This is a genomic window from Flexithrix dorotheae DSM 6795, from assembly GCF_000379765.1.
GTDB classification, from domain to species: domain Bacteria; phylum Bacteroidota; class Bacteroidia; order Cytophagales; family Flammeovirgaceae; genus Flexithrix; species Flexithrix dorotheae.
Genome location: NZ_KB903440.1, coordinates 61,198 through 83,552 on the forward strand (window position 1 = coordinate 61,198; position 22,355 = coordinate 83,552).

Annotated in this window: 17 protein-coding genes; 4 read left to right on the forward strand and 13 right to left on the reverse strand. The window is 36.1% G+C overall.

What is annotated here, in order from left to right:
• Window positions 1-43: 43 nt before the first annotated feature.
• The 6 genes from A3EM_RS0113855 to A3EM_RS0113885 all read right to left on the reverse strand — a co-directional run bounded on the left by A3EM_RS0113855 (window position 44) and on the right by A3EM_RS0113885 (window position 6,110).
• The gene (locus tag A3EM_RS0113855; protein ID WP_020528817.1) at window positions 44-1,054 is read right to left on the reverse strand and encodes a formylglycine-generating enzyme family protein; all 1,011 of its coding nucleotides are present in this window, start codon (window positions 1,052-1,054) and stop codon (window positions 44-46) included.
• 48 nt (window positions 1,055-1,102) lie between these two features.
• On the reverse strand, window positions 1,103-1,711 hold the full coding sequence (locus A3EM_RS0113860) for a YceI family protein (protein WP_020528818.1): 609 nt from the start codon (window positions 1,709-1,711) through the stop codon (window positions 1,103-1,105).
• Window positions 1,712-2,054: 343 nt separating this feature from the next.
• Window positions 2,055-2,354, reverse strand: a complete 300-nt coding sequence (locus tag A3EM_RS0113870) for a putative quinol monooxygenase (RefSeq protein WP_020528820.1) — start codon at window positions 2,352-2,354, stop codon at window positions 2,055-2,057.
• 140 nt (window positions 2,355-2,494) lie between these two features.
• Window positions 2,495-2,899 (reverse strand): globin domain-containing protein, encoded by a 405-nt coding sequence (locus tag A3EM_RS42385; protein ID WP_020528821.1) that lies wholly within the window; start codon window positions 2,897-2,899, stop codon window positions 2,495-2,497.
• A gap of 298 nt (window positions 2,900-3,197) precedes the next feature.
• Window positions 3,198-5,597: a GAF domain-containing protein gene (locus tag A3EM_RS42390; RefSeq protein ID WP_020528822.1), complete on the reverse strand. Its 2,400-nt coding sequence runs from the start codon at window positions 5,595-5,597 to the stop codon at window positions 3,198-3,200.
• 216 nt (window positions 5,598-5,813) lie between these two features.
• The gene (locus tag A3EM_RS0113885) at window positions 5,814-6,110 is read right to left on the reverse strand and encodes a muconolactone Delta-isomerase family protein (protein WP_020528823.1); all 297 of its coding nucleotides are present in this window, start codon (window positions 6,108-6,110) and stop codon (window positions 5,814-5,816) included.
• Between the two features lie 477 nt (window positions 6,111-6,587).
• On the opposite strand from A3EM_RS0113885, the gene A3EM_RS0113895 reads away from it, so the two are divergent.
• On the forward strand, window positions 6,588-8,072 hold the full coding sequence (locus A3EM_RS0113895; RefSeq protein WP_020528825.1) for a Do family serine endopeptidase: 1,485 nt from the start codon (window positions 6,588-6,590) through the stop codon (window positions 8,070-8,072).
• 344 nt (window positions 8,073-8,416) lie between these two features.
• Window positions 8,417-8,851 (forward strand): hypothetical protein, encoded by a 435-nt coding sequence (locus tag A3EM_RS0113910; protein WP_020528828.1) that lies wholly within the window; start codon window positions 8,417-8,419, stop codon window positions 8,849-8,851.
• 13 nt (window positions 8,852-8,864) lie between these two features.
• Here the strand turns inward: A3EM_RS0113910 and modA are convergent, their stop codons facing one another.
• Window positions 8,865-9,668 (reverse strand): molybdate ABC transporter substrate-binding protein, encoded by an 804-nt coding sequence (gene modA, locus A3EM_RS42395; RefSeq protein ID WP_083925232.1) that lies wholly within the window; start codon window positions 9,666-9,668, stop codon window positions 8,865-8,867.
• 3 nt (window positions 9,669-9,671) lie between these two features.
• A complete protein-coding gene (locus A3EM_RS0113920; protein WP_020528830.1) occupies window positions 9,672-10,961 on the reverse strand; it encodes an aminopeptidase P family protein in 1,290 nt (429 codons plus the stop codon).
• Between the two features lie 491 nt (window positions 10,962-11,452).
• Here A3EM_RS0113920 and A3EM_RS0113925 point away from each other — a divergent pair, with 491 nt between their 5' ends.
• Window positions 11,453-13,003, forward strand: a complete 1,551-nt coding sequence (locus A3EM_RS0113925) for a S8 family serine peptidase (protein WP_020528831.1) — start codon at window positions 11,453-11,455, stop codon at window positions 13,001-13,003.
• A gap of 148 nt (window positions 13,004-13,151) precedes the next feature.
• Window positions 13,152-13,730: a hypothetical protein gene (locus A3EM_RS0113935; protein ID WP_020528833.1), complete on the forward strand. Its 579-nt coding sequence runs from the start codon at window positions 13,152-13,154 to the stop codon at window positions 13,728-13,730.
• An 8-nt stretch (window positions 13,731-13,738) separates the two neighbouring features.
• Here the strand turns inward: A3EM_RS0113935 and A3EM_RS0113940 are convergent, their stop codons facing one another.
• The 5 genes from A3EM_RS0113940 to A3EM_RS0113965 form a co-directional block, all read right to left on the reverse strand.
• Window positions 13,739-15,226, reverse strand: a complete 1,488-nt coding sequence (locus tag A3EM_RS0113940; RefSeq protein ID WP_020528834.1) for a hypothetical protein — start codon at window positions 15,224-15,226, stop codon at window positions 13,739-13,741.
• Between the two features lie 186 nt (window positions 15,227-15,412).
• Window positions 15,413-15,958, reverse strand: a complete 546-nt coding sequence (locus A3EM_RS0113945) for a LysM peptidoglycan-binding domain-containing protein (RefSeq protein ID WP_169513361.1) — start codon at window positions 15,956-15,958, stop codon at window positions 15,413-15,415.
• 361 nt (window positions 15,959-16,319) lie between these two features.
• On the reverse strand, window positions 16,320-17,798 hold the full coding sequence (locus A3EM_RS0113955; RefSeq protein ID WP_020528837.1) for a M14 family metallopeptidase: 1,479 nt from the start codon (window positions 17,796-17,798) through the stop codon (window positions 16,320-16,322).
• Window positions 17,799-18,056: 258 nt separating this feature from the next.
• Complete coding sequence (locus tag A3EM_RS0113960) at window positions 18,057-20,921, reverse strand: IPT/TIG domain-containing protein (RefSeq protein ID WP_211211968.1); 2,865 nt, start codon at window positions 20,919-20,921, stop codon at window positions 18,057-18,059.
• Entirely contained in the window at window positions 20,884-22,341 is a 1,458-nt protein-coding gene (locus A3EM_RS0113965; protein ID WP_020528839.1) for a hypothetical protein, read from the reverse strand. Before A3EM_RS0113965 ends, A3EM_RS0113960 begins: the two co-directional genes overlap by 38 nt.
• Between the last annotated feature and the right edge of the window lie 14 nt (window positions 22,342-22,355).

Here is a 22,355-nt window from a genome sequence, read left to right on the forward strand (position 1 = left end):
TATTGGAAAAATTTCTTTTCAATTTAGATTTTCACCCGATCATTTATTCATCAAGGGTAATACCCCAGAATTTCTTCAATTCTTCAGGTGTTGGTTGCTTCTTAGGACTTACAATTCTGAACCCTACAAAAGGAGAGTCTGTATTCCACCAGAAACTTTTCGGAATTTGCGGATCTCTTTGTTTCCATTTCATGCTGGATTCAGTTCTTGCAGCACTTCTCAATTTATCAGGGTCATCATCCCATGAACCTCCTTTTACTGTTCTGGGGTGAAGTTTTACAGGTATGGCCCACGGATTTTTTTTCTTTTCATCTGCATCAAGTGACGCATAAAAATCTTCTTTATACTGATCCAGTGTCCATTCGGCTACATTACCATGCATATCGTAAAGTCCCCAAGGGTTTGGTTTTTTCTCTCCAACTTTATGGTAGGCATCATCACTGTTTTCATAATGCCAGGCATATTCATCAAGTTTCGATACACTATCCCCAAATGAATATGCAGTAGTTGTTCCTGCTCTACAGGCATATTCCCACTCGGCTTCTGTAGCAAGTCTGTAGAATACCCCTGTTTTTTCAGTGAGCCATTTGCAATATCTAAGGGCTGCAAATTGTGTCATACTTGCTGCAGGGTAACCATATTTTCCCATTCCAAATGTTGGATCTTCATAAGGAGGGCTTGGACGGGTTACCGCATCAGCATTCCAGGAATCTTCTTTTCCTTCAGGTGCTTTATCAAGGTTTTTTTCCCTGAAAATTTCGTACTCATCGAAAGTTACTTCAAATACCCCTATGTAAAAGGGTTCAATTTCCACTTCTACCTGAGGTCCCTCATCTTCTTTTCTATCTGGTTCAGTTTCAGGGCTTCCCATTAAGAATTTTCCTCCGGGAATCGGGGCCATTTGAAAAGAAACCGGAGTACCCGGAATTTCCTGTTTATATAACTTAAATTGTTCGTCATTCCTTAGACTATCCTCCTGGGCAGAAGCAACAGATAAAATCAGGAAGGAAAACAATCCGGTTAAAAATGTAATCTTGTTAAATATCAACTTCATAATCCTTTTCTCTTATAATGCTGGATTTTTTATCCAAATGCTTTTCAATTAATTTTTGGTGAAGGTAAGGTCAAATTTTGCCGTAATATCATCGCCTGTTACAATCTGGCCAAACATGGCAGATGGACGTTCCATTCCATAATCACTCATTTTCAGCGCTTTTTCTCCAGTAAATTGGAAATCACCTGAATCGAGCTTTTTCCCCTCCAATTCAATTTCCACATCTTTGGAAACTCCGGCCATAGTTAATTTTCCTTTGGAAACAATTTTGAAGGTACCAGCAGTCTTATCATTCACTTCAGTGATTTTAGCTGGTTCACTCGATTGGAAAATTATATAAGGATTATCGTCACCAAATGCTTTTACTATTTTATTATTCATAGTATCTCCCCTTCCTCCATCAATGCTGGCTACCTTAAATTTTAATTCAATACCTTCAATCGTTTCACCTGCTTTCAATTTCTTTACTATGGATTTTGAAAAGCTGGCAGATCCCTCCATTTCATTTACTTCTCCGGTCCAGTCATGTAGCGTAGAAGTTCCGGTTACAGAAGCTTTACTATCCGACTTTAGCTTGTAATTGGGAGATTGAGCTAAAGAAACTATGCTGAAAAATAGGGGAAGTAATAATAGTAATAATTTGTTTCTGCGATTCATTTCTCTAAAAAATTAAATTTGTCTGTCATTTATTCATCTACACAAATATAATTCATTGATTTTGTTTAAAATAAACTTTGAATTTTACCAATTTGGAATAAATATTTTCGTAAGTCTTTCAATTAAGCTCAATGAATTAGAAGTGTTATTAATGGATTTATCCCTTTTCAAGGGAATTTGAGTGATTTTAATGGGTTCAAATGCTATTATTTGAATATAATTTTTAAACACTCAGTTTTTTATGAGGTCTTACTTTCTAAATCTAAAGAGGAACTGATCATAAAGAAGACCCCAAAAAATTTATGAATCAGGATTTTTTCACCCTAAAATGGAAGAAATAAAACTAGTCTACTGATTTTGAAACCCGTACATCACTTGGCCCAACTAATAATTCCGCAAGTTTTTCCTTACCAGAGGTAATATGTGATGATTGCCCATGAGCCTCCAAATCTTCCAGACTTTCCCATTTCTCAAGGAAAGTAAATTTTTCCGGTGTTTCTTCACTCTGGAATAATTCATACTGAATACAACCTTTTTCCTTTCTTGTAGGAGCCACAAAGCCTTTTAAGATTTCTTTAACAGCTTCCGAATTTCCCGGTTTTGCCTCAATATGTGCGGCAACCCCAACCACTTTGTTCGACATGAATATGAAAGTTTTATGATGTGATTAATATATTTCTGTTTTTATTCAAAGGTAATTGTATAAGCACAATGTGGGTATGATGATGCTCATAAGTGCTGAAAAAGCACTAATTTTCAATTGCCTGAAAATTTTTTGGTTTATTAATGGCGTGCCCTGATCATTAATTTGGAAAGGTACTGATAGGCTTTTCCCCAGGCTACCTCCAATTCAGGATTCCAGTGTTCTCCCAACTCTTCCCCGATAGTTTCCACCAACACTTTTCCAAAAATTTCAAAATCCTGCTCCTTTACGCCATAGGCGATGTGTCTTTTTCCTACTGCTGCAACTGTCTTATCTTCCTCTATTTCTGGTTTTATTTTAGTAACTGCAAAGCCAATCAATTTCATTAGTTTTTTGGCCTGCTCATCGCGTTCGTTATGGAAAAGCGGCTTAAATAGCGGCTGAACCTCAAATAATTTGGTGTAGAATTTTACTCCAATAATATCACTTCTGGTTTGAATAGCGGTCCATGATTTTTGGACAAGTAATATTTCTGCTTCAGTCATTGTACTGATGTTTTGGTTCTAATGCTTTGCCTACAATTTATTTTACACTTTAGTTAAGTGGAAATGAGCTAAATAAAAGCAATTGATATATTAATGAGGTGAGGACAGACTTTCTGCTAGTCTCACCAGCCTGTTTGAGATTTAAATTTAGAGAAAAAAATCTTCAGATGTAGCTAATGGTTTTGGGAATTTGTTCCCTAATTTAAATTTAAGGAAGGATGGCTAAAGCAAAAAAATTAAAATCAGTATTTGAATGGAATTTTGTGTATATATAGAAAAAAAGGAAAAGTCTGAAAAATCAGACTTTCTCTTTTTCCTTAAAAATTTTCTCAATTACCTTTTTGGGGAAATTATCTTTATCATTTTTGGCTGGAATTTTTACTTCCACACGTAAAGCTTTCAAACCGTTTACACCCTGAAGTTCTTCCAGGTCAAGTTCCTCAACGTCATTTTCTAAATAACCTTTGTGCTGCAAATATTCAATATATCTTCTGTATTCCTGAGCTTCTTTATCCTGGGCATAAACTATGGCAATTTTCCTGGGTTGTGTCAGTCTTTCATCAGTGCCTTTAATATGTGCTTTATCAATTCTCTTTTTAATGATCTCGTATCGAATATTATAAGCACCATCCACATCAAATTGCTTTTCATCTTCTCTGAACCGGATGGATATAGGGGTATTATTTACCAAAATAAGATGAGTGGTATCCAAAGGCATAGGCAATTCATCTTTTAAACTTTCAGCCATAATGGCTACTTTACTGGTGAGTTCCATTTGCCAAAGCCTTAAATTTTGCAAATACACCAAATCAAACTTTCTGGAAGGTACTATGGCACTGCCAATGTACAAATTATATTCTACTCCATCTGTTTTATATTTTTCGAAATAATGAGGGAAAACTTCCTGTGCTTCCACTTCTTCCTCCTCAATAAAATGGGAAATGGTATCATTCATTTTAGTGAGACTGTCTTCAAATGCCTTTCGCCTTTTATATAAAATTCCCAGCTCTACATCCAAATTGCTGAAATATTCATTGTAAGCCTCTTCTGATAAAAATTTAGAATGATAGAAATGAATAATCAGAGGTTCGATTTCATTTTTTATAAAATAAAGCACGGTGGTTTCATCTCCCGAACCAATTTTTTCGGAAATTCCATTTATAGCCTTATCAATTCTGAAAATAATTTCTTCAGCTATTTTAAGATTTTGATTCTTCTTTACCTCCAGCAAAGCTTTTTTGGCAAGATTTAACTGCTCAATAAGATCTGCCTGAATAACCGTATTTCTGATAAGGGAAGAGCCTCTCACATCTGATTGCCCATAAATGGGGTAAACATTATTAAATACGATGGACTCACTTTCAGCCATTTCCCCTCTGGTTTGCTTATCCATTTTATTGAGGGCTGCCTGGGCAAACCTCCATTCTACAGAAGGGTGAATAGCGGTATATTCTTCCTTAATTAATGCTTGTAATTTACTTTCCAGTTCTTCCAGGCTTCTTTTTGCAGCAAGCGAAAAAATGGGCAAAATATCTCTTAAAAAACTAATGGAAGACCAGTCTACGCCTTCTTTTTTGGTGGAGGCAATTTCAATTCCCCCCAATACCTTACCATCGTAAATCAAAGGTGAAACCAATATGCTTTTTATTCCTTTTTCCAATAGTAAATGCTCAATTGGAGACTTTCGAGGATAATTTTCTAAATCTTCAATTACCTGGGTTTTTCCCTCTTCCATCATCAAATGATAAATACAGCCTTCGAAAGCCTCTTTTTTGATCGATTTCCCTTTCTCACAGGTGATTTTGTTAATATCACTCTCATCCAGGATGCTGTTCCATATTTTCGGACCTGATTTTACTTCTCCATCTTTCATGTTTCCACTGAAAGAAATAATACCCAGTTTCAAATTGGGGTTGGCAAAATATTCTCTGAGTTTCGATTCTAGTTTTCGAAACTTAGGTTTTGAAATAATAGTGTCTTTTTGAAGTAAGTCGGACTTAAGGGAAGATAAAACTTCATTTTGGGTCACATCTACGAGTTTCATGACGAGAAACCCACGGAATTCAAAGTTGCCATAATCAATGTATTTATCCCACAATTCTATATTATCAATATTTTGAGAAAGTAGTTTCAATATTTCCTCCGAAAGCGGGACCGGTTCTTTTTTGTAAATTAATTCTGCAAAATCTTTATTGAAAAATAGTTTGTAATATTTGTTGAGTCCGGTTTCCTTATCTACCAGGGTATACACTATTTCATTATGCACATTCACTTCCTGACCATAAATTTCCTTTAGGATAATGCTGTTGGCATACAGCATTTTTTTGGTATGATATTCAGAAAAATCGTGAGCGTTGATTTTTAGATCTTTTTCATCAAAAGTGATTAACTCCTCCCATTTGGAAGATTGGGTAAGTGTCTGGTATTTAAAGGGATGCACAATAGCACAGATTTCAGTATCCAGATCAACGGGGGAGAAAAGCAGAGACATGATAGAATTCAATAAAGTCTGATGCTTTTCCAATACCGATAAATCGGTTATTGAACCCCTTAACTCAGGGTTTTGCTCAAGGGTATCCTGAACAGATTTAATTAAAAATTCTGTGGAGCAATTTCTTTTATTTATCTTCTCTTTGAGATAGTTATAAAGTGGTTCAAAACTTAGGGAAGTTTTGTATTTGAAATCTATTTCAGTCATGACCAGGTAGTATTATAGTATATGGGGTAAATTTTTATTCAAACCTAATTCTTTTTTCCTGCAACATAATTTAACAGTTTGAAGTTTAATTTTCTTCACAAAACTGAATCCATTAAATAAAAAGTGGTGAGAAGGAGAAAAATTGGCAGGTTAAAATTGAGGGAGAAACTAACCTGATAGTGAAGTTGAAAAAATTTTGCTTAGGGTAAAACTGACTTAGTTGAGGGAAACTTTGGGAATTAAAACATTCATCCTGTTTTGAAAAGCAAGTGGGTGTACGTCAACATCAAAGAAGTCAATTAGCGGGAATTTGGCAATAATATCGGTTACTTCTTTTTCTGAGCGTGCAGAAAAACTGATCCAGATTTTTGATTTATCCATTGATAGGGCATAATCTAGAATCTTTCCTTCATGCATAAGTCTGTGGAAAAAGGATTTTTGTTTGGGTATTAAATCTTTAAAGTTTTGCGATTGTTCTCTGTGTAGGTTGATATCTACCATGTAATAATTCATGTAGTTTTGGTTTGTTTTATACCTGCAATTTACGTCAAACAATTCTACTTTGATTTGAGTTGAAAAGTTTGTTAACAAAACAGTTGTGAATAATGGGGAAGGTGTTGGTTTTTTAAATGTGTCATATTGTCTTCTTTTGTTTGGATTATTCAGTCAGTATGGCAGTAAAAACTACGGTTAACGGAGATGGTACAGCACTTGATTTAAAGAGGACAAAAAGCAAAAACAGACTTGAAAAAGGAGGGAATCTAAAAGTAAAGTCTAATTTTTAAATAACGTTAAAAACCGGTTAAATTCTGTTAAATACTCACTACAAGTAATCTACGGACGATTAATTTACGTTCACGATTGTTAAAATTGATAGATTATTATTTTTTTATTCTCCAAATAAGAACAAGGAGAAATATTGAATTTAAACCAAAAAAGATCTGGTTCAATTTAAATTTTTTTGAAATTAAAACTGAAGCATAACACATTATGAAAGGATTTGCGAAAACATTAGGAACAGCCATTCTGGGTGGTCTGATCACGATAGGTGGCTATAAATATTTAGGTGAAGATAAAACAGTAATTATTGAAAAACCTGCCCAAAGTATAGGAAAGGTAGCAAAGTTCAGTAATTCTAATGACGGAATAAGTATTGATTTTTCAGGAACTGCAGAGGTAGTTACCCCGGCAGTTGTCCATATTACTTCTACGGTTATGGGGAAAAGTAATCCTCAGGCTCAGCAAGTTCCGCCCATGTTCAGGTACTTTTTCGAAGATGAAAACATGGGAAGAAGTCCTCAACCAAGGCAAGGTAGTGGATCAGGCGTGATCATAAGTGAAGATGGATATATTGTAACCAATAATCACGTAGTAGAGGATGCCGATGTTTTGGAAGTAAGTTTATATGATAAAAGGAAATATTCGGCAAAAGTAATCGGAACAGATCCATCCACTGATTTAGCTCTAATTAAAATTGATGAAGATAATTTGCCAAAGATTCCATTTGGAAACTCTGATGATGTAAAAGTAGGGCAGTGGGCTCTGGCTGTAGGTAATCCATTCAACCTGGAATCTACAGTAACAGCCGGAATCGTAAGTGCAAAAGGAAGGAGTTTGAGAATTTTAGGAGGCGGATCTTCTATTGAATCATTTATTCAGACAGATGCAGCTGTGAACCCGGGAAATAGTGGTGGAGCATTGGTAAACCTAAATGGGGAATTAATTGGAATTAATACTGCGATTGCCTCTCCAACTGGTGCTTATTCAGGATATTCTTTTGCAGTGCCAGCCAATTTGGCCAATAAAGTGGTAGAAGATTTAATTAAATACGGTACTGTACAAAGAGCTTTTATGGGCATTAGTATTTTGAATATTACTGATCCCGGAATTGAGCAGTTAGGCCAAAAACATGGTGTGGATTTTTCGGAATTAGAAATTTCTCAAGGAGTTTATGTAGCTGATCTGGCTGAGGGCGGAAGTGCTGTAGATGCAGGAATTAAGCCTGGTGATATCATTACAGAGATAGATGGCAGAGTAATAAACTCGGTTCCAGAACTGCAGGAAATAATTGGTGGCCACCGACCTGGAGATGAGGTAAAAGTGACATTTATTAGAAAAGGAAGTAAGAAAACTTTAACTGTACCACTTAAAACACAGACCGGAGAAACTAAATTAGTATCTGCTCCAAAAAGTGAGGTAATGCAATCTATAGGTGCTGAGTTTGAAGAGATTTCTAAGGAAGAGGCGGGTAAGTTTGATATTGAAGGAGGACTGAAAATAAAAAGAATGTACGCTGGTACGCTAAGGGCTCAAACAGGAATAAGAGAAGGATTTATTATTACTAAAGTGAATAAAGAACCTATCAGGACTGTTAAAGAGTTGGAGAAAATTTTAGAGAATGAAAGAGGCGGGGTATTGATTGAGGGGATAAATCCAACCAGTGGTAAAAAAGAATATTACGGTTTTGGAATGTAAAAATCATTGTGTCTTTTAATCAGGCTCACCAGAAACGGTGGGCTTTTTTTTTGCCTAGATTTTGGGATTCAACATTTTTTCTTGTTGAAATTAAAATATTGGGGAAGATTTTCCCACCAGGCAATATTATCCTGTAGAGTGCCACACTAAATCCAGCCCAACACTTGTTATAAAACAGGAGGTTTGAAAGCAAATAAATATTTGTTTTCGGGAACATTAATTGAAAATAGTTTTTTATAATCTAAAAGCTTAAATTAGTTAAAACCCTATCAATTGTACCAATGATCCTTATTTCCTCCACCAAATAATAAATTGATCTTTTAATCAAAGAAAATATTTTCATCATGTCTGAAAATAATTCCACTGAAAAACTGGCTGAGGAGTTTAAAAAAGTAAAAGCTAATATTAGAAAACTAAAAGATACTGGTTTTTACAAGGAGGGTATTGCCATTATTAATGAAATTAGTAAAGTCAGTTTTGATTTCGATATTCATGTGGCTAAAAATACACCCGGAGAAGACCTGATGGTTTTGTTAGAGGATCACCGGCAGCTAAATTATTTTCAGCTAAATGTACTGGCAGAGTTGCTTATGCTGGAGGGAGAAATTTACTATGAAATGAAGAATTACGAGGATAGCAAAATTTGCCATGAAGTTGCCCTTAAAATTTTTATGCATATTGATGAAAGGGACGAAAACCCTTATTCCATAGATATAATGGATTGTATGACTAAAAATATGGAGATGCTCCAGCGGATTAAAACGGAAATGAATAAATAAATTTCAAAATAGATTATTTGGGCTCACCATTATGGGTGTAACCATATTGTTGGAAAATATTTACTGCGGTATTTTCCAACAAAAAATTGAAAAAACTGGCAGTTGTTTTACTGTTGTTTCTCCCATCAGATTTCAAAATTATCCCGCCATTGGGTACCAGAAAATTTTCATCCTCTATTATTAACCAGTTCCCGATTCCTTTTAGTTTTTCAGCATTTGCCGCTGAAACAGCTGTGAAAGCAATCTCCACATTTCCGGAATAGATATACTGATTTACCTGGCTGATACTCTGGCCATATATTATTTGTCCTTTCACTTTTTCCCAAATTCCATTTTGCTCCAGCCATTTTTTTGCTGTCCATCCATATGGCGCTAATTGGGGATTCGCGATGGTAATCGCTTTTGCTTTTCCATTCAGGAGAAAGTCGCTCAACTCAATTAAAGTTATTTCGGACTTTGTCCAGATCGCCATTTTTCCATTTGTGATTACTTGTGGGTTTTGAGTGCTAAAACCCTGATTAAATAATTCTTGTGGATATGCCCAGTTGGCTGAGAGAAAAATGTGAAATGGAGCCCCATTTTTAATCTGTGTGGTAAGATTTCCGGAAGATCCTCCAATTAATTCTATATGAATTCCCGGGTTTTCTTTCTCATATTCTTTTTTAACCTCTTCAAGTGGAAGCATCAGACTGGCGGCCACTGCCACTCTGATTTTAGTCTGGGCATATCCGGAAATGGAAAACATTATCATGAATCCAGAGATAAAAATATACCTGAGTAAAAGAAAAAGTCCTTTTGCGCTTTTGTTCCTGGCCATTTATTAACTATTCATTATGCTCTCGATTTCTTCCACTTCCCTGGGAATATTTTTCATTAAATCTACCGGGCCCTTTCCAGTAATTAGAATATCATTTTCAATTCTTACTCCAATGGATTCTTCCCTAATATAAATACCAGGCTCACAGGTAAATACCATTCCTTCCTCGAATGGCTGGCTTCTTTTCCCATAATCATGTACATCCAGGCCCAGATGATGGGAAACCCCATGCATAAAATATTTTTTGTAAAGGGGTTTGGTAGGATCCTGCTTTGCCACTTCAGACTTGTCCAGAAGGCCCAGATTAATTAATTCATCTTCGGTGATTTTTCCTATTTCCTTGTGATAATCCTTAATATTATTACCAGGTACCAGCATTTGGATAGCCTGCTTTTGTATCCTTAAAACAGCATTATAAACAGCTTTTTGTCTGTCAGTAAATTTTCCATTTACCGGAATGGTTCTGGTCAAATCAGCCGCATAATTCCCATACTCTGCGCCAAAATCCATTAATAATAAATCTCCTTCCCGGCATTGTTGATCATTGGCGATATAATGTAAAATACAACTGCTAAACCCGGAGGCAATTATTGATTCATAGGCTGGTCTTCTCGATCTGTTTCTTAGGAATTCGTGGGTAATCTCCGCTTCAATTTCATATTCCCAAACCCCGGGCTTCACAAATTTGAGTACTCTTTCAAATGCTTTTGCTGTGATGTTACATGCTTCCTGAATAGCCTCAACTTCCTCCACAGATTTGATTACCCTCAATTGATGCATAATGGGAGCCGATCTTTCAAATTTGTGGAGGGGAAACTGATTTTTGCACCATTTAATAAATCTGGCATCCTTGGTTTCTACTTCAGAAGTTGCTCTGAGATGCTCGTTGGTATTGAGATAGATATGTTCGGTATCAAAAACCAGTGAAAGGAGAAAGTTTTCAAAACTGGAGAGCCAGTAAACCGTCTGGATACCAGATAATTCCCTGGCCTTTTCTTTGGTCAGTTTATTTCCTTCCCAAATGGCAATTTCCTCACTTGTTTCTTTTAGAAATAATATTTCCCTGTGTGATTCTTCCTTACAATCCGGAAAAATTAGCAAAATGGTTTCTTCCTGATCAATTCCTGAAAGATAAAACAAATCTGTTTGCTGGATAAATGGCCGAACCCCATCTGCACTAGTGGGCTGGATATCATTGGAATGGAAAATGGCAATTGAATTAGGTTTCATCTGGTCAGCAAATCTGGACCTGTTTCGCTCAAAAAGTGATTTGTTTATTGGATTGTATCTCATATCTATAGGGTACTGTAATTAATATTCAAGAATGCCTTAAATTTATCAATATTGAATTAAAAATAAAGCCTGATTTACCTAGTTCTTAAAAAAAGGAGTAAGGGGATTTTCCACATTATGGTTATTTTTGTGGTCAATCATTTTTTTTAACAAAAAGGTAGGTTATTTTTTTCTTACATTAGCAAACAAGAACTAAAACCTTTCAAAATGAATTGAAGGTTAGGCATTTTCTTTTTTAATTATTTGGCTCCGACTTTTGGCAAAATTCTTTTTTTAGATTAGATTAACTTATTGAAAGTGAATAATTTAATTTCTTATCGCTGTCTTTTATTTCTAAAGTGTCATAAATGATGTTAACTAACTGAATCTTTCTTGTTATCAATTAGTTACGGTAAGCAGGGATATTTTTTAATTTTGACTTATTACTTAATACCAATAGACATAAATAATACTCAGGAGTTTTCATTTTCCTGATAACCTCATTTTAGCATATGAAAATATTAAGCACCCTGATTCTTTATTTTTCTGTTATACACCTTATCAATGCACAGCAAAAATACTGGATTGAATTTACTGATAAAGATGAATCTAATTACAAATACCAGGAGAATTTAAGTGAAAAGGCTATTGAAAACAGAAAGTTATTAAACCTGCCTTTAGTTCAATATACCGACATTCCCGTAAAAAATGAATATTTAAAAAAGGTTCAAGGTAATGACATTCAGATAGTAAATACTTCCAGGTGGTTAAATGCCTCAACTGCTTATTTAACCCAGAACCAAATAGAATGGCTGGAGAAACAGGAATTTGTAAAAAAAGTTTCTCCAATAAAAACCATGATTGTTCCTTTGGAAATGGAATTCGATAAATCACTAATCGAAAACCCAAAGGAAGTACAGTTTACCACGGCCATTTCTCAAATGGAGGCCAACCTGATTATGAAGGCTGGATTAACCGGAGAAGGAATTACCGTTGGGGTGATTGATGCGGGATTTTACAATGCAGATAAAAATAAGTTTCTTAAACACCTTTTCAAAAGTAAAAGTATCCTCGGAGCAAGAGATTTTGTAAATCCGGGCCAACTGGATATTGAAAACCTGAAAACCTACTCAGATGGACATGGCACCAAGGTTTTGATGAGAATTGCCGGGAAAAAAGGGAACTCCTCCTATTTCGGGATGGCGACTAAAGCACAATTTTATCTGGCAAGATCGGAAAAGGGAGATTCTGAAAGTAGGGAAGAGGAGGATTACTGGATAAGTGCCATGGAATGGATGGATAGTCTTGGAGTTAGAATTATTAATACTTCATTGGGTTATGCCATTGGATTCGATGATCCTTCTCAGAATTATAAACCTGAACAAATGAATGGGGCAACAGCCATGATTTCCAAAGCGGCTCAAATTGCCAGTGATGAGAAGGGAATTTTATTAGTAGTTTCAGCGGGAAATGAAGGTTCTGATCCAAACTGGAGAATTGTTTCTGCTCCGGCAGATGCCAAGGGAGCGCTTTCTGTAGGGGCCACCGCCAACAATGGAATGAAAATGGGCTACAGTAGTATTGGCCCAACTTCTATATCCTATTTAAAACCAAATGTTTCCTGTTATTCCATGGAAGGGACTTCTTTTTCTGCCCCGGTAATAACAGGTTTTGCGGCTTGTTTAATGCAGGCCAAGCCCACCGTAACTAACAAGGAATTAGTAGAAATTATAGAAAAATCAGGTCCGCTTTTTCCCTATGGGAATAATTATATAGGCTATGGGGTACCAAAGAGTTCTTCAGCTCTTAAATTGTTGGAAGGGGAGGAGTTAAATCCCAGCATAAAACGGAAAATTGCAAACGGCAAGGATTTCTTAAATATTAAAGTGGATGATAAAGATGTGCGGGAAGGAATTGTGTTTCACAAAACAGATCAAAAATCTGTAAATAATCAGGAAGTGATTACGGGCAGTAAAGGCAGATTTAAAGTAACCAGACCTGGTGAAAATATTATGCAGTCTTCCATCGTAATCGGAGAAGAGACTTTCGAGATTTTTTGGTAATAATAAAATTTCAGGAACAAAAAGAACTGAAATGTTCTTTAGTAAAAGGCATTATAAATTGTATAGTGCCTTTTATTTTTGCACTGAATTTAAGACTATCGCTTTTTCAGTTTAAAAGAATTCCCTTTTTATTCAAAATATTGAAATAATGAATCCCAGGATAATTTTGTTGTTGTTGTTATTTTTTGTTGTTGGCTGCCGATCGGAGAGAAAAGCTGAAACCGCTGAAAAAGTGTATTTTGATTTGGCTGGTTTTGTGGATCAGCAGGTTGCTTATTTGCAGGAAAATCCGGTGAATGCCCTAAAAAAAGTGGATATGAATGGGGAACATGAAGAAGTCAATATTATCAATAATAAAATTGAAAAAAGCGGGGAACTGGTGAACTGGGAAAAAGAACTGGCCCTTTTTAAGGAGGCGGATATCAATAAACCTGTTTTAAGAAACTCGTATGAAGTGATAGAAAAACTGGAAGGTTTGGCTACAATTTATATGGCTAAAGAAGAGGACCTCCCTGTACATAGTCTATCGGTATTTAGAGAAAATCAGGATGAGGAGGTAACCGAAATTTCAATTTCTTATCTAGAAGAAAAAGATTTATTCTTAAATACCAGGGAATTGAGGATGGAATTGGAGAATGAAAAATTAAGGAAATTAACCATTAATGGTTTTCAGAAATTACCTACTATTGATTCTCTTATTTATTACATACAAATTGAATTGAAGTAGCTTTTTTACTATAAGGTTATTTTTTTGAAGCAGAGATTTTTTTCTCTTTGCTTTTTATTGCTGCTTTTCTGTTGATAGCCCCAGGCGAAAAAATAATTGTCATACCAGTTTTCCAACCCAAGAAATGCATTTTTCTGGATGTTAAAACTTGTGTTGGCCTCTTCTAGGAGCACTCCCTTGTCCAATATTTTTCGATGAATTATTCCCTCATCTTTATACAGGACCTTCAATAAACTGCCCTCAGATTTAAACTTTAGCACACCATTAAGATCAAAGGATTTTAGATTTTGAAATACAAATGAATTTTCCCAAACCAAATCTCCCTGCTGGTCAAAACTGGCTATTATGGCTTTGGAAATTTTAAAACTCGGCTTGTCCAGGTTATATTCAAAAGCCTCTGGAGCTACCATTCCGGTAGTTTCATCTACGATTTCCTTGAGAAATGTAGATTCAAATTCTTCACCGATAATGGAATATGTCCCATTTTGCTCAACTATGTCATGAATATATAATTGATATTGAAAGGTGGGAGGATTTCCATTTTGAAGTTCCAGCTTTTTTTTAACTCTGTTGAATTTTGCCTGATCATTCTGACTTAAAGCTTTCAGAAAGTGATCGAGTTTATAAAAATCATAATATTTGATATTTTCCTGTCTCCCGTCCAAAATCCTGGACACAAAAAATCCATCAGCAAGATTTGACTCCAAATTGGTGAAAGTTCCAATCACTAGTAAATCAGTGTTATTGATCCTGACTACTTTTCCATCCAACAAATTTTTATAGGGTTGTCCAATCACATCAAAATCCAGATCCAGTTCACCTTCTAAGTTGAATGATTTAAAATTAATTCGCTTTTGGTGATGATAGGTAATTTGACTGCTCACCATTATTCCCTTGCCTGATTTTTGCTTTTTCAGGGCCAGTAGTTGGGCATTTTTATGGGAGAGAGTATAAATCACTTTTATACCTTTTACCCATTCCTGATTGAGCCCGGCCTGAAAAACCATGGACGAATTTCGTGAGTTGGCTTTTACAAAAAGCGAGTTTTTTATTACTTTAAATGAGATTCCCTGAAGCCCTCTCAGGGTTTCAATTCTGGTTTTTTCAAGTTTTTTTTGATTCAGGTCTAATTTTATGATTTCCATGAAGGCCTTTTTATGGGAGGCAAACAGAAAATAAATATGCCCGTCTGTTTTGTCAGTGCCTTTATAATCCAATGATTTTTCCATCTCCAGTATATATTTTTTATTGACAGAAAAATCAGTATTGTAATGTATAATGGAATAGGTGTACTTCTTTTTCGACTGTAAAGAGTTCGCTTTTTCAAATACTAATGCCCCTTCTTCATCTAAAGTTATTACTTTAAAACTGTGGCTCTGCGGATTAAATTCAGGCCAGTAGGTATGTACTTTTTGGGCATAAATATTATTAATTATAAGAGTGATGAATGGAATAAAAAGCAGAATACTTTTGTGTGTTTCCCGGCTGGTTATCATAATTCATTGGTGGTTGAATGGGATAAAACTAGCCCATAATACCTTTAAACAGAGATTATTTCTGTTAATAATGGTATATGAATTAAACTAACCCAGAAAATATCAATGCCTGTAAGTGTGGAAATTTACCTGTGACTTTAATGTAAGATTTTGCAAGAATGGTAAAAAAAGAGGACTTTGAATGAATTATCCCTGATTGGCCTGATTGGCATTCATTTGTTCCATTAAAATCTTTGTTTCCAAAGGCGTTAATTCCTCTTCTCTTTTGTGTTTTTTGGAAATGATAATGATGAAAAGCAGGAAAAAAGAGGCCAATATTAAGACACAAACCATTACCAGCATATTTTCATTCAGAAAACCTGTAGAACTTAAAGAGGAAATTAAGTTTTGATCATGTGGGATTTTCACTTCCATTGTTGGATTTTCTTTTTCATCAAATTCTTCAGTTAAAAATGGTAATCCTTCCTCTACTTCTTTGGCAAGGGGAAGGTGGGGCAGTGTGGCAGGATATTGATGTGCAAAAAATAATGTATCTCCGGGATGAATAAGATCATGGTTTAAGTTATTGAATTCCCTAAGTTCCTGAAGTGGAATTTCATGGTTTTTGGCAATGCGATAAAGATTGTCCCTGGGTTGGATCACATGAAATTTTTTATCCGCAAAAATGGAGTCCAAGCTTCCTTCTTCCTGTGCAAAAGAGGCAGTTGTTGAAAAAAGGAAACAAAATAACAACAATCGGAACATCTCAATGTGAAAATTAGGTTATATAAGTTGATGAAATTTTCAAAAAAAGCCCTTAGAAGGTTCCTGAATACAAATACTGGGATAAAAGCCTTTTGGCCACCGGAGAGTGCAGATCTCTTTTAACAAAAAATTAGTGCCGGTTGGAAAGAAAAAAATGGTAAATGGTGAGTTTTCAGACTCGCCATTTACCATTTCTTACGAGAGGTTAAAATAAAGGTTTTTAATTTAGTGTATAAAACTTTGTGATTTTCCTACTAGTGCGATTAGTACGAAATATCTATGTGTTTTAGTGGTTTTAATCAATTGATTACCAGGGGATAATCTCTAAAATGCGTTTGGCTCCCGGGCATTAATAAATTACGGTATTTGGAATATTATTATCCTTTTCCCCAATTTGGTAGATAAAACCATTAATTACAGCCGTTTTTTTCTTTTTCCCTTTCCCAATAGTAAAATTTGCGGGGCTGCCCAGTTCAATTGCCGATTTTGGAGTTGATTCAGATAATACCAGGTTGATGGGAACTTGGGGCAGGCCTTTCGATTTTTCATGGTTTTTCACTTTAGCAAAGGTGATTCCCTTGCTGAGTAATTCATTGATTTTTGTTTCATTCAGTTCTTCCTGATTTTCAAAAGTATCTTCACTTATTAATCCTGGAAATACTTCCTGTTCCTGAGCATCAATTTCTTCATACCCATAAAAAGTGGACATGTCTCCAAGTTCTACTATGTATCCTTTATATTTAAAAGCTTTGTCCCCATTTTCATGAAACTGGTGATAATTTACTCCAATATCCATAATGTATTTTTTCCCCTGAACTTCTACCTTGGCATTTCTTACAATCAGGTCAAATAAATACCTTTTGTTGAAAGGAATGGCTTCATATCTTTCAATGGTTTCCTTTTCGTAACTCTTTGTGGAAATAGCTTCAAGTGCTTTTAGGAGAAGAATAAAATTCATTTTTCTCAAATGCTGTTTTTCCGGATCATTCGGATAACCTCCCGATTCTACCAAAATAGTGCTGGTTCCCCATTTTTGGATATTATCTCCAAATGCCCTTGGCTCAAAAGTATCATCATATTTGGCTATGTGGCCAGGAATAAATTGCTGAAGGGTTTCATCCAGAATACCTATAATTTTCATGGCGTTTCCCCTCACATCATTCACATCCTTTTCATAGTTGTAGGCAGGAGCAAGGAAAGAAATTGAAGCCTGATTGGCACTTTTCCCGGCACTGTATAAAGTACTTTGGTCGTGTAAATTGAAACCGAAATCAGCATTGGTTTTATCCCTGATTTTCTTTAAAATTTTTGCCTCAGGTGATTGTAATCTTTGTGCATCCCGGTTGATATCGAAGTCCAGGGCATTTCTTCGTTGGTATTTTTCCGCACCATCCGGATTGAGCATGGGAACAAAGTACAAAGTGCACTCTTCCAAAACCTTTTCCCTGAATTCATCCAGCTCATCAGAAGCCAGAAAAAAGTTGAACATGTCCATAAGGGCCATGGTAGCGGTTGGCTCATTACCATGCATTTGCGACCAAAGCAACACATTGGTTTTTCCCTTACCCAGTTTTAATAAATTGATTTTTCTTCCTTCAACAGATTCACCCAAAACTTTTACTTTAAAAGTTTTATCCTCATCCAGTTTATCTATAATAGGTTGAATATCCTCCAGCTTTAAATACTGGTGACTAATTGATTTTTCTAAATATTGATCATAGTGATCGAACAGGAATTTTTCTAAAGAACCCTCAGTTTGTGACATTGCCTGATTAAAAAATACCTGAAGTAAAAAAAATGAGATAATGATGTGTTTTGTGAAGTTCATTTTACTTTAAATTCTATGTTAATTATTTATTGATTCGGCTAAATTAGGGTGAATAGGGCAATATCAATAATCCTGAGTACACACATTTATTAAATTCTATATATTCCTCATACCTAATTAAAAAATGACCGGCTGGGCATTTGTGTTTGCAGGTCTGAAAAACTATTGGGAACCTGGGTTCAGGTATTTTTTGCAATAAAAAAGCGCCATAGATTATAAGAAATCTATAGCGCTTTCATAAGCTTTGGAAATTATCCCTTATTCTAAAATCAATTTTTTGTTGAATTGGATATTTTCCCCATTTCCTGAAATGTTCAATTTATAAATATATAATCCAGGTGCCAGGTCATTACCATTGGCATCTTTTCTATCCCAAACCATCTCGTGAAATCCCTGTTGAAAATTTTCTTCTGTAAGATGTCTGGAAAGCCGGCCAGCCTGATCATAAATATCTATAGAAACCTGGTAGAATTGGTTATTGGAAGATAAGTTAAACGGAAAATGAATTTGATCTTTTCCCGGATTTGGATAACAGTCTCCCATAGCAGTTTTATCAGGAATTATTCCAGCGCCAATGCCATAGTAAACTTTAAATTTTTTAGCATCAGCATAATTAAAACTGTAAGTAGTTTGTGCACTCATGTCAATCCTAACCTCATTTTCCAAATCATATAAGTAAAGGTTAAAATCGCTTTCGCCAAAATAACTGTTGTCCCATTCCAGGCTTACCATTCTGGTATCAGAGCTTCCTTCTACTGTAAATTCCCAAATATAATTTTCCTCATTTTGCACAATGTCTTTTGCAAAGTAGGGGTAAAAGAATTCCTCATGTGGAAAATGCATGTCCAAAAATTCTCCAAGTCTTGGGGCCATCATGGCATCTAGGTTATCTTTAGTGGTGGAAGATTTTGGATTCATCCCAAGCCCTCCTTTACCAATTAATCCATTTTCATTTTTCAATTGGAATCGAACTTCCCAGTCTTCATGGTCAATTGGATTTTCCTTCAGTTCCCTGGCTGCTAATCTACCATTCACCGATTCATCCTTGATTACAGGAATAGTAACCTGGGTAGCTTCATCTGAAAACCATATGGCTCCTTTATAGGCTTCTAATATTGGAGTGGTTGGGTTTGTGTAGGCACCATTTGATAATATCTTGAAATTTTCGAGATTTTCAGTGCTGCCATTTTCACTCAGCACTCCTTCCCAGGATAAATTAAAAGGGTAAGGGCTGCCAATCATGTTCCATCCTTTTTGGAGGGATAGAGTAAAGGGTTGTGCTTTGGTAACTTTTAGTGTTTTTCCACTTCCGGTATTCAGGGTTTTACCTGTAACATTAAAAATCATAATATATCCCCTTCCCGGATCAATTCCTGAAAATCCCTTATATTCCTGATAATCACTATTTTGTACTCTGAATAATCTCCATTTAGTATCATCATAAGTTCCTAAATCTCCTTCTAATACAGCCGAAACCGCAGCATTGTCCAGTTGATAAGGCACCGAGAAAATATGATAGTCAGAAATTTTATCTCCTGGCCTTAAATGACTCAGGTTTTTACCATTGGGAAATTCAATATAAATCAAATTTATACTCGTAGAATCAGGATCACAACCGTCTAATTCATACCTAAAGTAAAACTCATAACCAATTTCATCCTCCTCCGGAGTTAGATTGAAAAAGAATTTATTTTCATTTTCACTAGGAGAAATTGGAGACCGCCAGTTTTTTTCGGAAATGCCCCTGATATAAAGTTCTGCTTTGGTCACCAGCAGGGCATCACTAACAGTGGAAAATATTTCGGTTGAACTGCCCACCGGGGCAAATTCAGCGTTTCCTGTAGTGCTCAAAGTAAACGAGATACATGGATCAATTTTAGAAATGATGGAAAATTGGAAATCGAAGGGAATGGGTGCGGCCCCTCCTTCCACGGTAATTTCAACATTTACCTTTCCTGTCAAACCATCGGGAACGATAATTTTTATTTCATTGGTGGCCCATGAAATAATGTGGGAGGCTTCAAGGGTGGTCTCTCCCAATTTTATCTGTCCTTCACTTTCTCCAAGGAAATTACCTTTTATGGTAATAGTATCTCCTTCAGACCCTTGTGCTGGTAAAATACTTAGAATTCTGGGAATTGGGGAAGAATTATCAGCATTGGCAATTACAAAAGCACCCAGATCTGTAAAGGATAACGAGGAGGTAATTGAACCTGGAATTTGTTCCAGATTGATCCCTCCTAAATCTTTCCAGTTACCATTGTCTTCTTTTGCAATTCTGGCCTGTTCTATTGAAGCAACATTGTCATCTTCAGCCACTGGGAGCACAATAGATGCTGATTGAATTGGAGTACCTCCATTTTTGAGTACCCAATATCTGGAGGTTGAAACCTTATCTAGATTACCACTACCCAAACCCAAAGTTGGGATACCCGAGGTAAATAACTCAGCAGTATAGGTGGTTGTTGCGGCAACATCCTGGCTGAAATTTAGGGTAACAGGCTTATATTCTCCGGATTTTCCAACGGGGAAAAACAAACTTTTGTCACCTATCCCGGAAACTGTAACAGATAGTGGCCCTTCAATAAAACTGTTGGCGTTTCCCTGTAATAAAGCATTTTCTGGAAAAGTTAAATCTCCTTCGTTTGCAGTGGATAATAACCCGGAAGTCAATACAATTTCATTGGAAATCGTGACTGGTTGGAGGACTGTTACCCCACCGGAATTTTCAACTATGAGTTTATGGATGGTACCGCTGAAATCCAGTTCTGCAGGAGAACTCCCTTTAAAATGGAATTGCCCATTGTAATTTAAATCAGACACTGTACTTAAAATACTTCCTTCCAGAGATAATGCATTACCTGATGCACCTGAAATACCTGAGGATGATTCCATTTTTAAGTCATTATTTACTCCGGAAATATTTATTTTCACCGTCCCGGACAAATTCAGATTGGTGGTTCCATTTACTTCTACTCCCTGGCTGTAGCCATTAAATCCTACTAACAAAAATGTAAGTAGGAGCAGTAAATAATGGCCTGCACTTTTCTTATGATGCATACTTTTCATATCCTTTTGGGCAAAATTATTCACTACCTTTTCGGGGAGAAGCTGTTGGAACAATTGAATTTTCTCCAGGAGCAAGCCCTCCCTCCCCAAGTGGAACTAAATCACTGGTTTCATTGACCGGTTTGGGCCGTACAGGCTGGTAATCTTCAAAGCCATTACGTACACATTTTACCTCCCAATCAAACTCATAACTGCCATTTCCCTGAAAAAGCTCTTTCACTTCTATTCCAGAAAGTTTTTTTGAAGTTACAGCCAATCCTTTTGAATCAGCAGAAAGTGGGGTGATGATAACCGTCATACTTTTTTCTACCGCCAGGGATGTAAAGTGATCTGGTAGTGCTATGGTTGCAGTTCCATTTTCCAATTTGGAAGTTCCCCTGATGTACATAGCAGCTTCGGGTCCTTCCAGTGCTGCATACCAGATTTCCTTGCTATCGTCATTTGGGTGAGGCACTTTAAAGTTCTTTGTGCCTGATGCCCAAACCTGGCCTACTCCATTTTCATCTACATACAATTGGGCCTGAGCCTTGCCATCAGCGTCCAAAACGTTAACAAATCCATTGTTGGCATGACCTGAAAGTGTAGATAGTTGAATATTATCATTTCCATTTTCACCAATGATTCTAATAAATCCATTACCACTATCTGAAATGGAAGAAAAAACCTTAGAATTCCCGTCCGCATTGAAAATTGATATACTTCCGTTATTAGTGTTTGAAGAACTGGCAGAAATCTGCACATTGGAATTTCCATTTGGTCCATTTAAATTTATATAACCCAGCCCTTCTTTTAAAATGGTAATTATAGCTTTGGTATCACCAGTTTCATCTCTTATCCCAAACCACCCTTTATTATCATCTCCATTAAGGCTACTTAACACTACATTGCTATTTCCATTAGTACCAAATGTTGAAAGAAATCCACTTCCCGAAGTCGTGACATCAATTGCTAAAACATTTGTACTGCCATTGTACTTGTTGAGTTCATCATCCAGCCGGATACTTCCCCCAACATCAAGGGCTGCGGTAGGGGCAGTGTTTTTATTTATACTTACTGAGTCATTAAAGTATATACTTCCTGAGTTGGCATCTGTCCATTTCCCAGGTTTTGAATTGGAAATGGTCGCTCCATTAATTAGTATCCCATCTCCTGCAGTATAGTTTCCAGAACCTCCACCGCCTCCTGCAAGTGCAGTCCAGGTGCTGCCATTATAATAATAAAAGCCAGCAGTATTATCAGACTGATAGACTAACAAACCATTTTGTGGGTTGGCAATGGCATTTTTCTGGGCTTCTGTCATTCTTGGGATCAATATTCCTTTGGTAGTAGATTCTACATCCAGAATAGCTGAGGAATGTGCCGAGTGATCCTGGTCTTCAGATATGGCTACTCCACTACTTTGTGCCGACAAAGTATGGTTTATGCCAAAGAATACACCCAACACAAATAGAGGTAAATAATAATTCAGTTTCATTTATCTTCTAGGTT

What these genes read in the sequence shown, in the direction of transcription:
- A3EM_RS0113885 (WP_020528823.1), bottom strand. Translation starts at nt 6,110, where the DNA reads ATGAATTATTACATGGTAGATATCAACCTACACAGAGAACAATCGCAA.
- A3EM_RS0113855 (WP_020528817.1), bottom strand. Translation starts at nt 1,054, where the DNA reads ATGAAGTTGATATTTAACAAGATTACATTTTTAACCGGATTGTTTTCC.
- A3EM_RS0113965 (WP_020528839.1), bottom strand. Translation starts at nt 22,341, where the DNA reads ATGAAACTGAATTATTATTTACCTCTATTTGTGTTGGGTGTATTCTTT.
- A3EM_RS0113940 (WP_020528834.1), bottom strand. Translation starts at nt 15,226, where the DNA reads ATGATAACCAGCCGGGAAACACACAAAAGTATTCTGCTTTTTATTCCA.
- A3EM_RS0113870 (WP_020528820.1), bottom strand. Translation starts at nt 2,354, where the DNA reads ATGTCGAACAAAGTGGTTGGGGTTGCCGCACATATTGAGGCAAAACCG.
- A3EM_RS0113910 (WP_020528828.1), top strand. Translation starts at nt 8,417, where the DNA reads ATGTCTGAAAATAATTCCACTGAAAAACTGGCTGAGGAGTTTAAAAAA.
- A3EM_RS0113860 (WP_020528818.1), bottom strand. Translation starts at nt 1,711, where the DNA reads ATGAATCGCAGAAACAAATTATTACTATTATTACTTCCCCTATTTTTC.
- A3EM_RS0113955 (WP_020528837.1), bottom strand. Translation starts at nt 17,798, where the DNA reads ATGAACTTCACAAAACACATCATTATCTCATTTTTTTTACTTCAGGTA.
- A3EM_RS42390 (WP_020528822.1), bottom strand. Translation starts at nt 5,597, where the DNA reads ATGACTGAAATAGATTTCAAATACAAAACTTCCCTAAGTTTTGAACCA.
- A3EM_RS0113925 (WP_020528831.1), top strand. Translation starts at nt 11,453, where the DNA reads ATGAAAATATTAAGCACCCTGATTCTTTATTTTTCTGTTATACACCTT.
- A3EM_RS42385 (WP_020528821.1), bottom strand. Translation starts at nt 2,899, where the DNA reads ATGACTGAAGCAGAAATATTACTTGTCCAAAAATCATGGACCGCTATT.
- A3EM_RS0113895 (WP_020528825.1), top strand. Translation starts at nt 6,588, where the DNA reads ATGAAAGGATTTGCGAAAACATTAGGAACAGCCATTCTGGGTGGTCTG.
- A3EM_RS0113920 (WP_020528830.1), bottom strand. Translation starts at nt 10,961, where the DNA reads ATGAGATACAATCCAATAAACAAATCACTTTTTGAGCGAAACAGGTCC.
- A3EM_RS0113935 (WP_020528833.1), top strand. Translation starts at nt 13,152, where the DNA reads ATGAATCCCAGGATAATTTTGTTGTTGTTGTTATTTTTTGTTGTTGGC.
- modA (WP_083925232.1), bottom strand. Translation starts at nt 9,668, where the DNA reads ATGGCCAGGAACAAAAGCGCAAAAGGACTTTTTCTTTTACTCAGGTAT.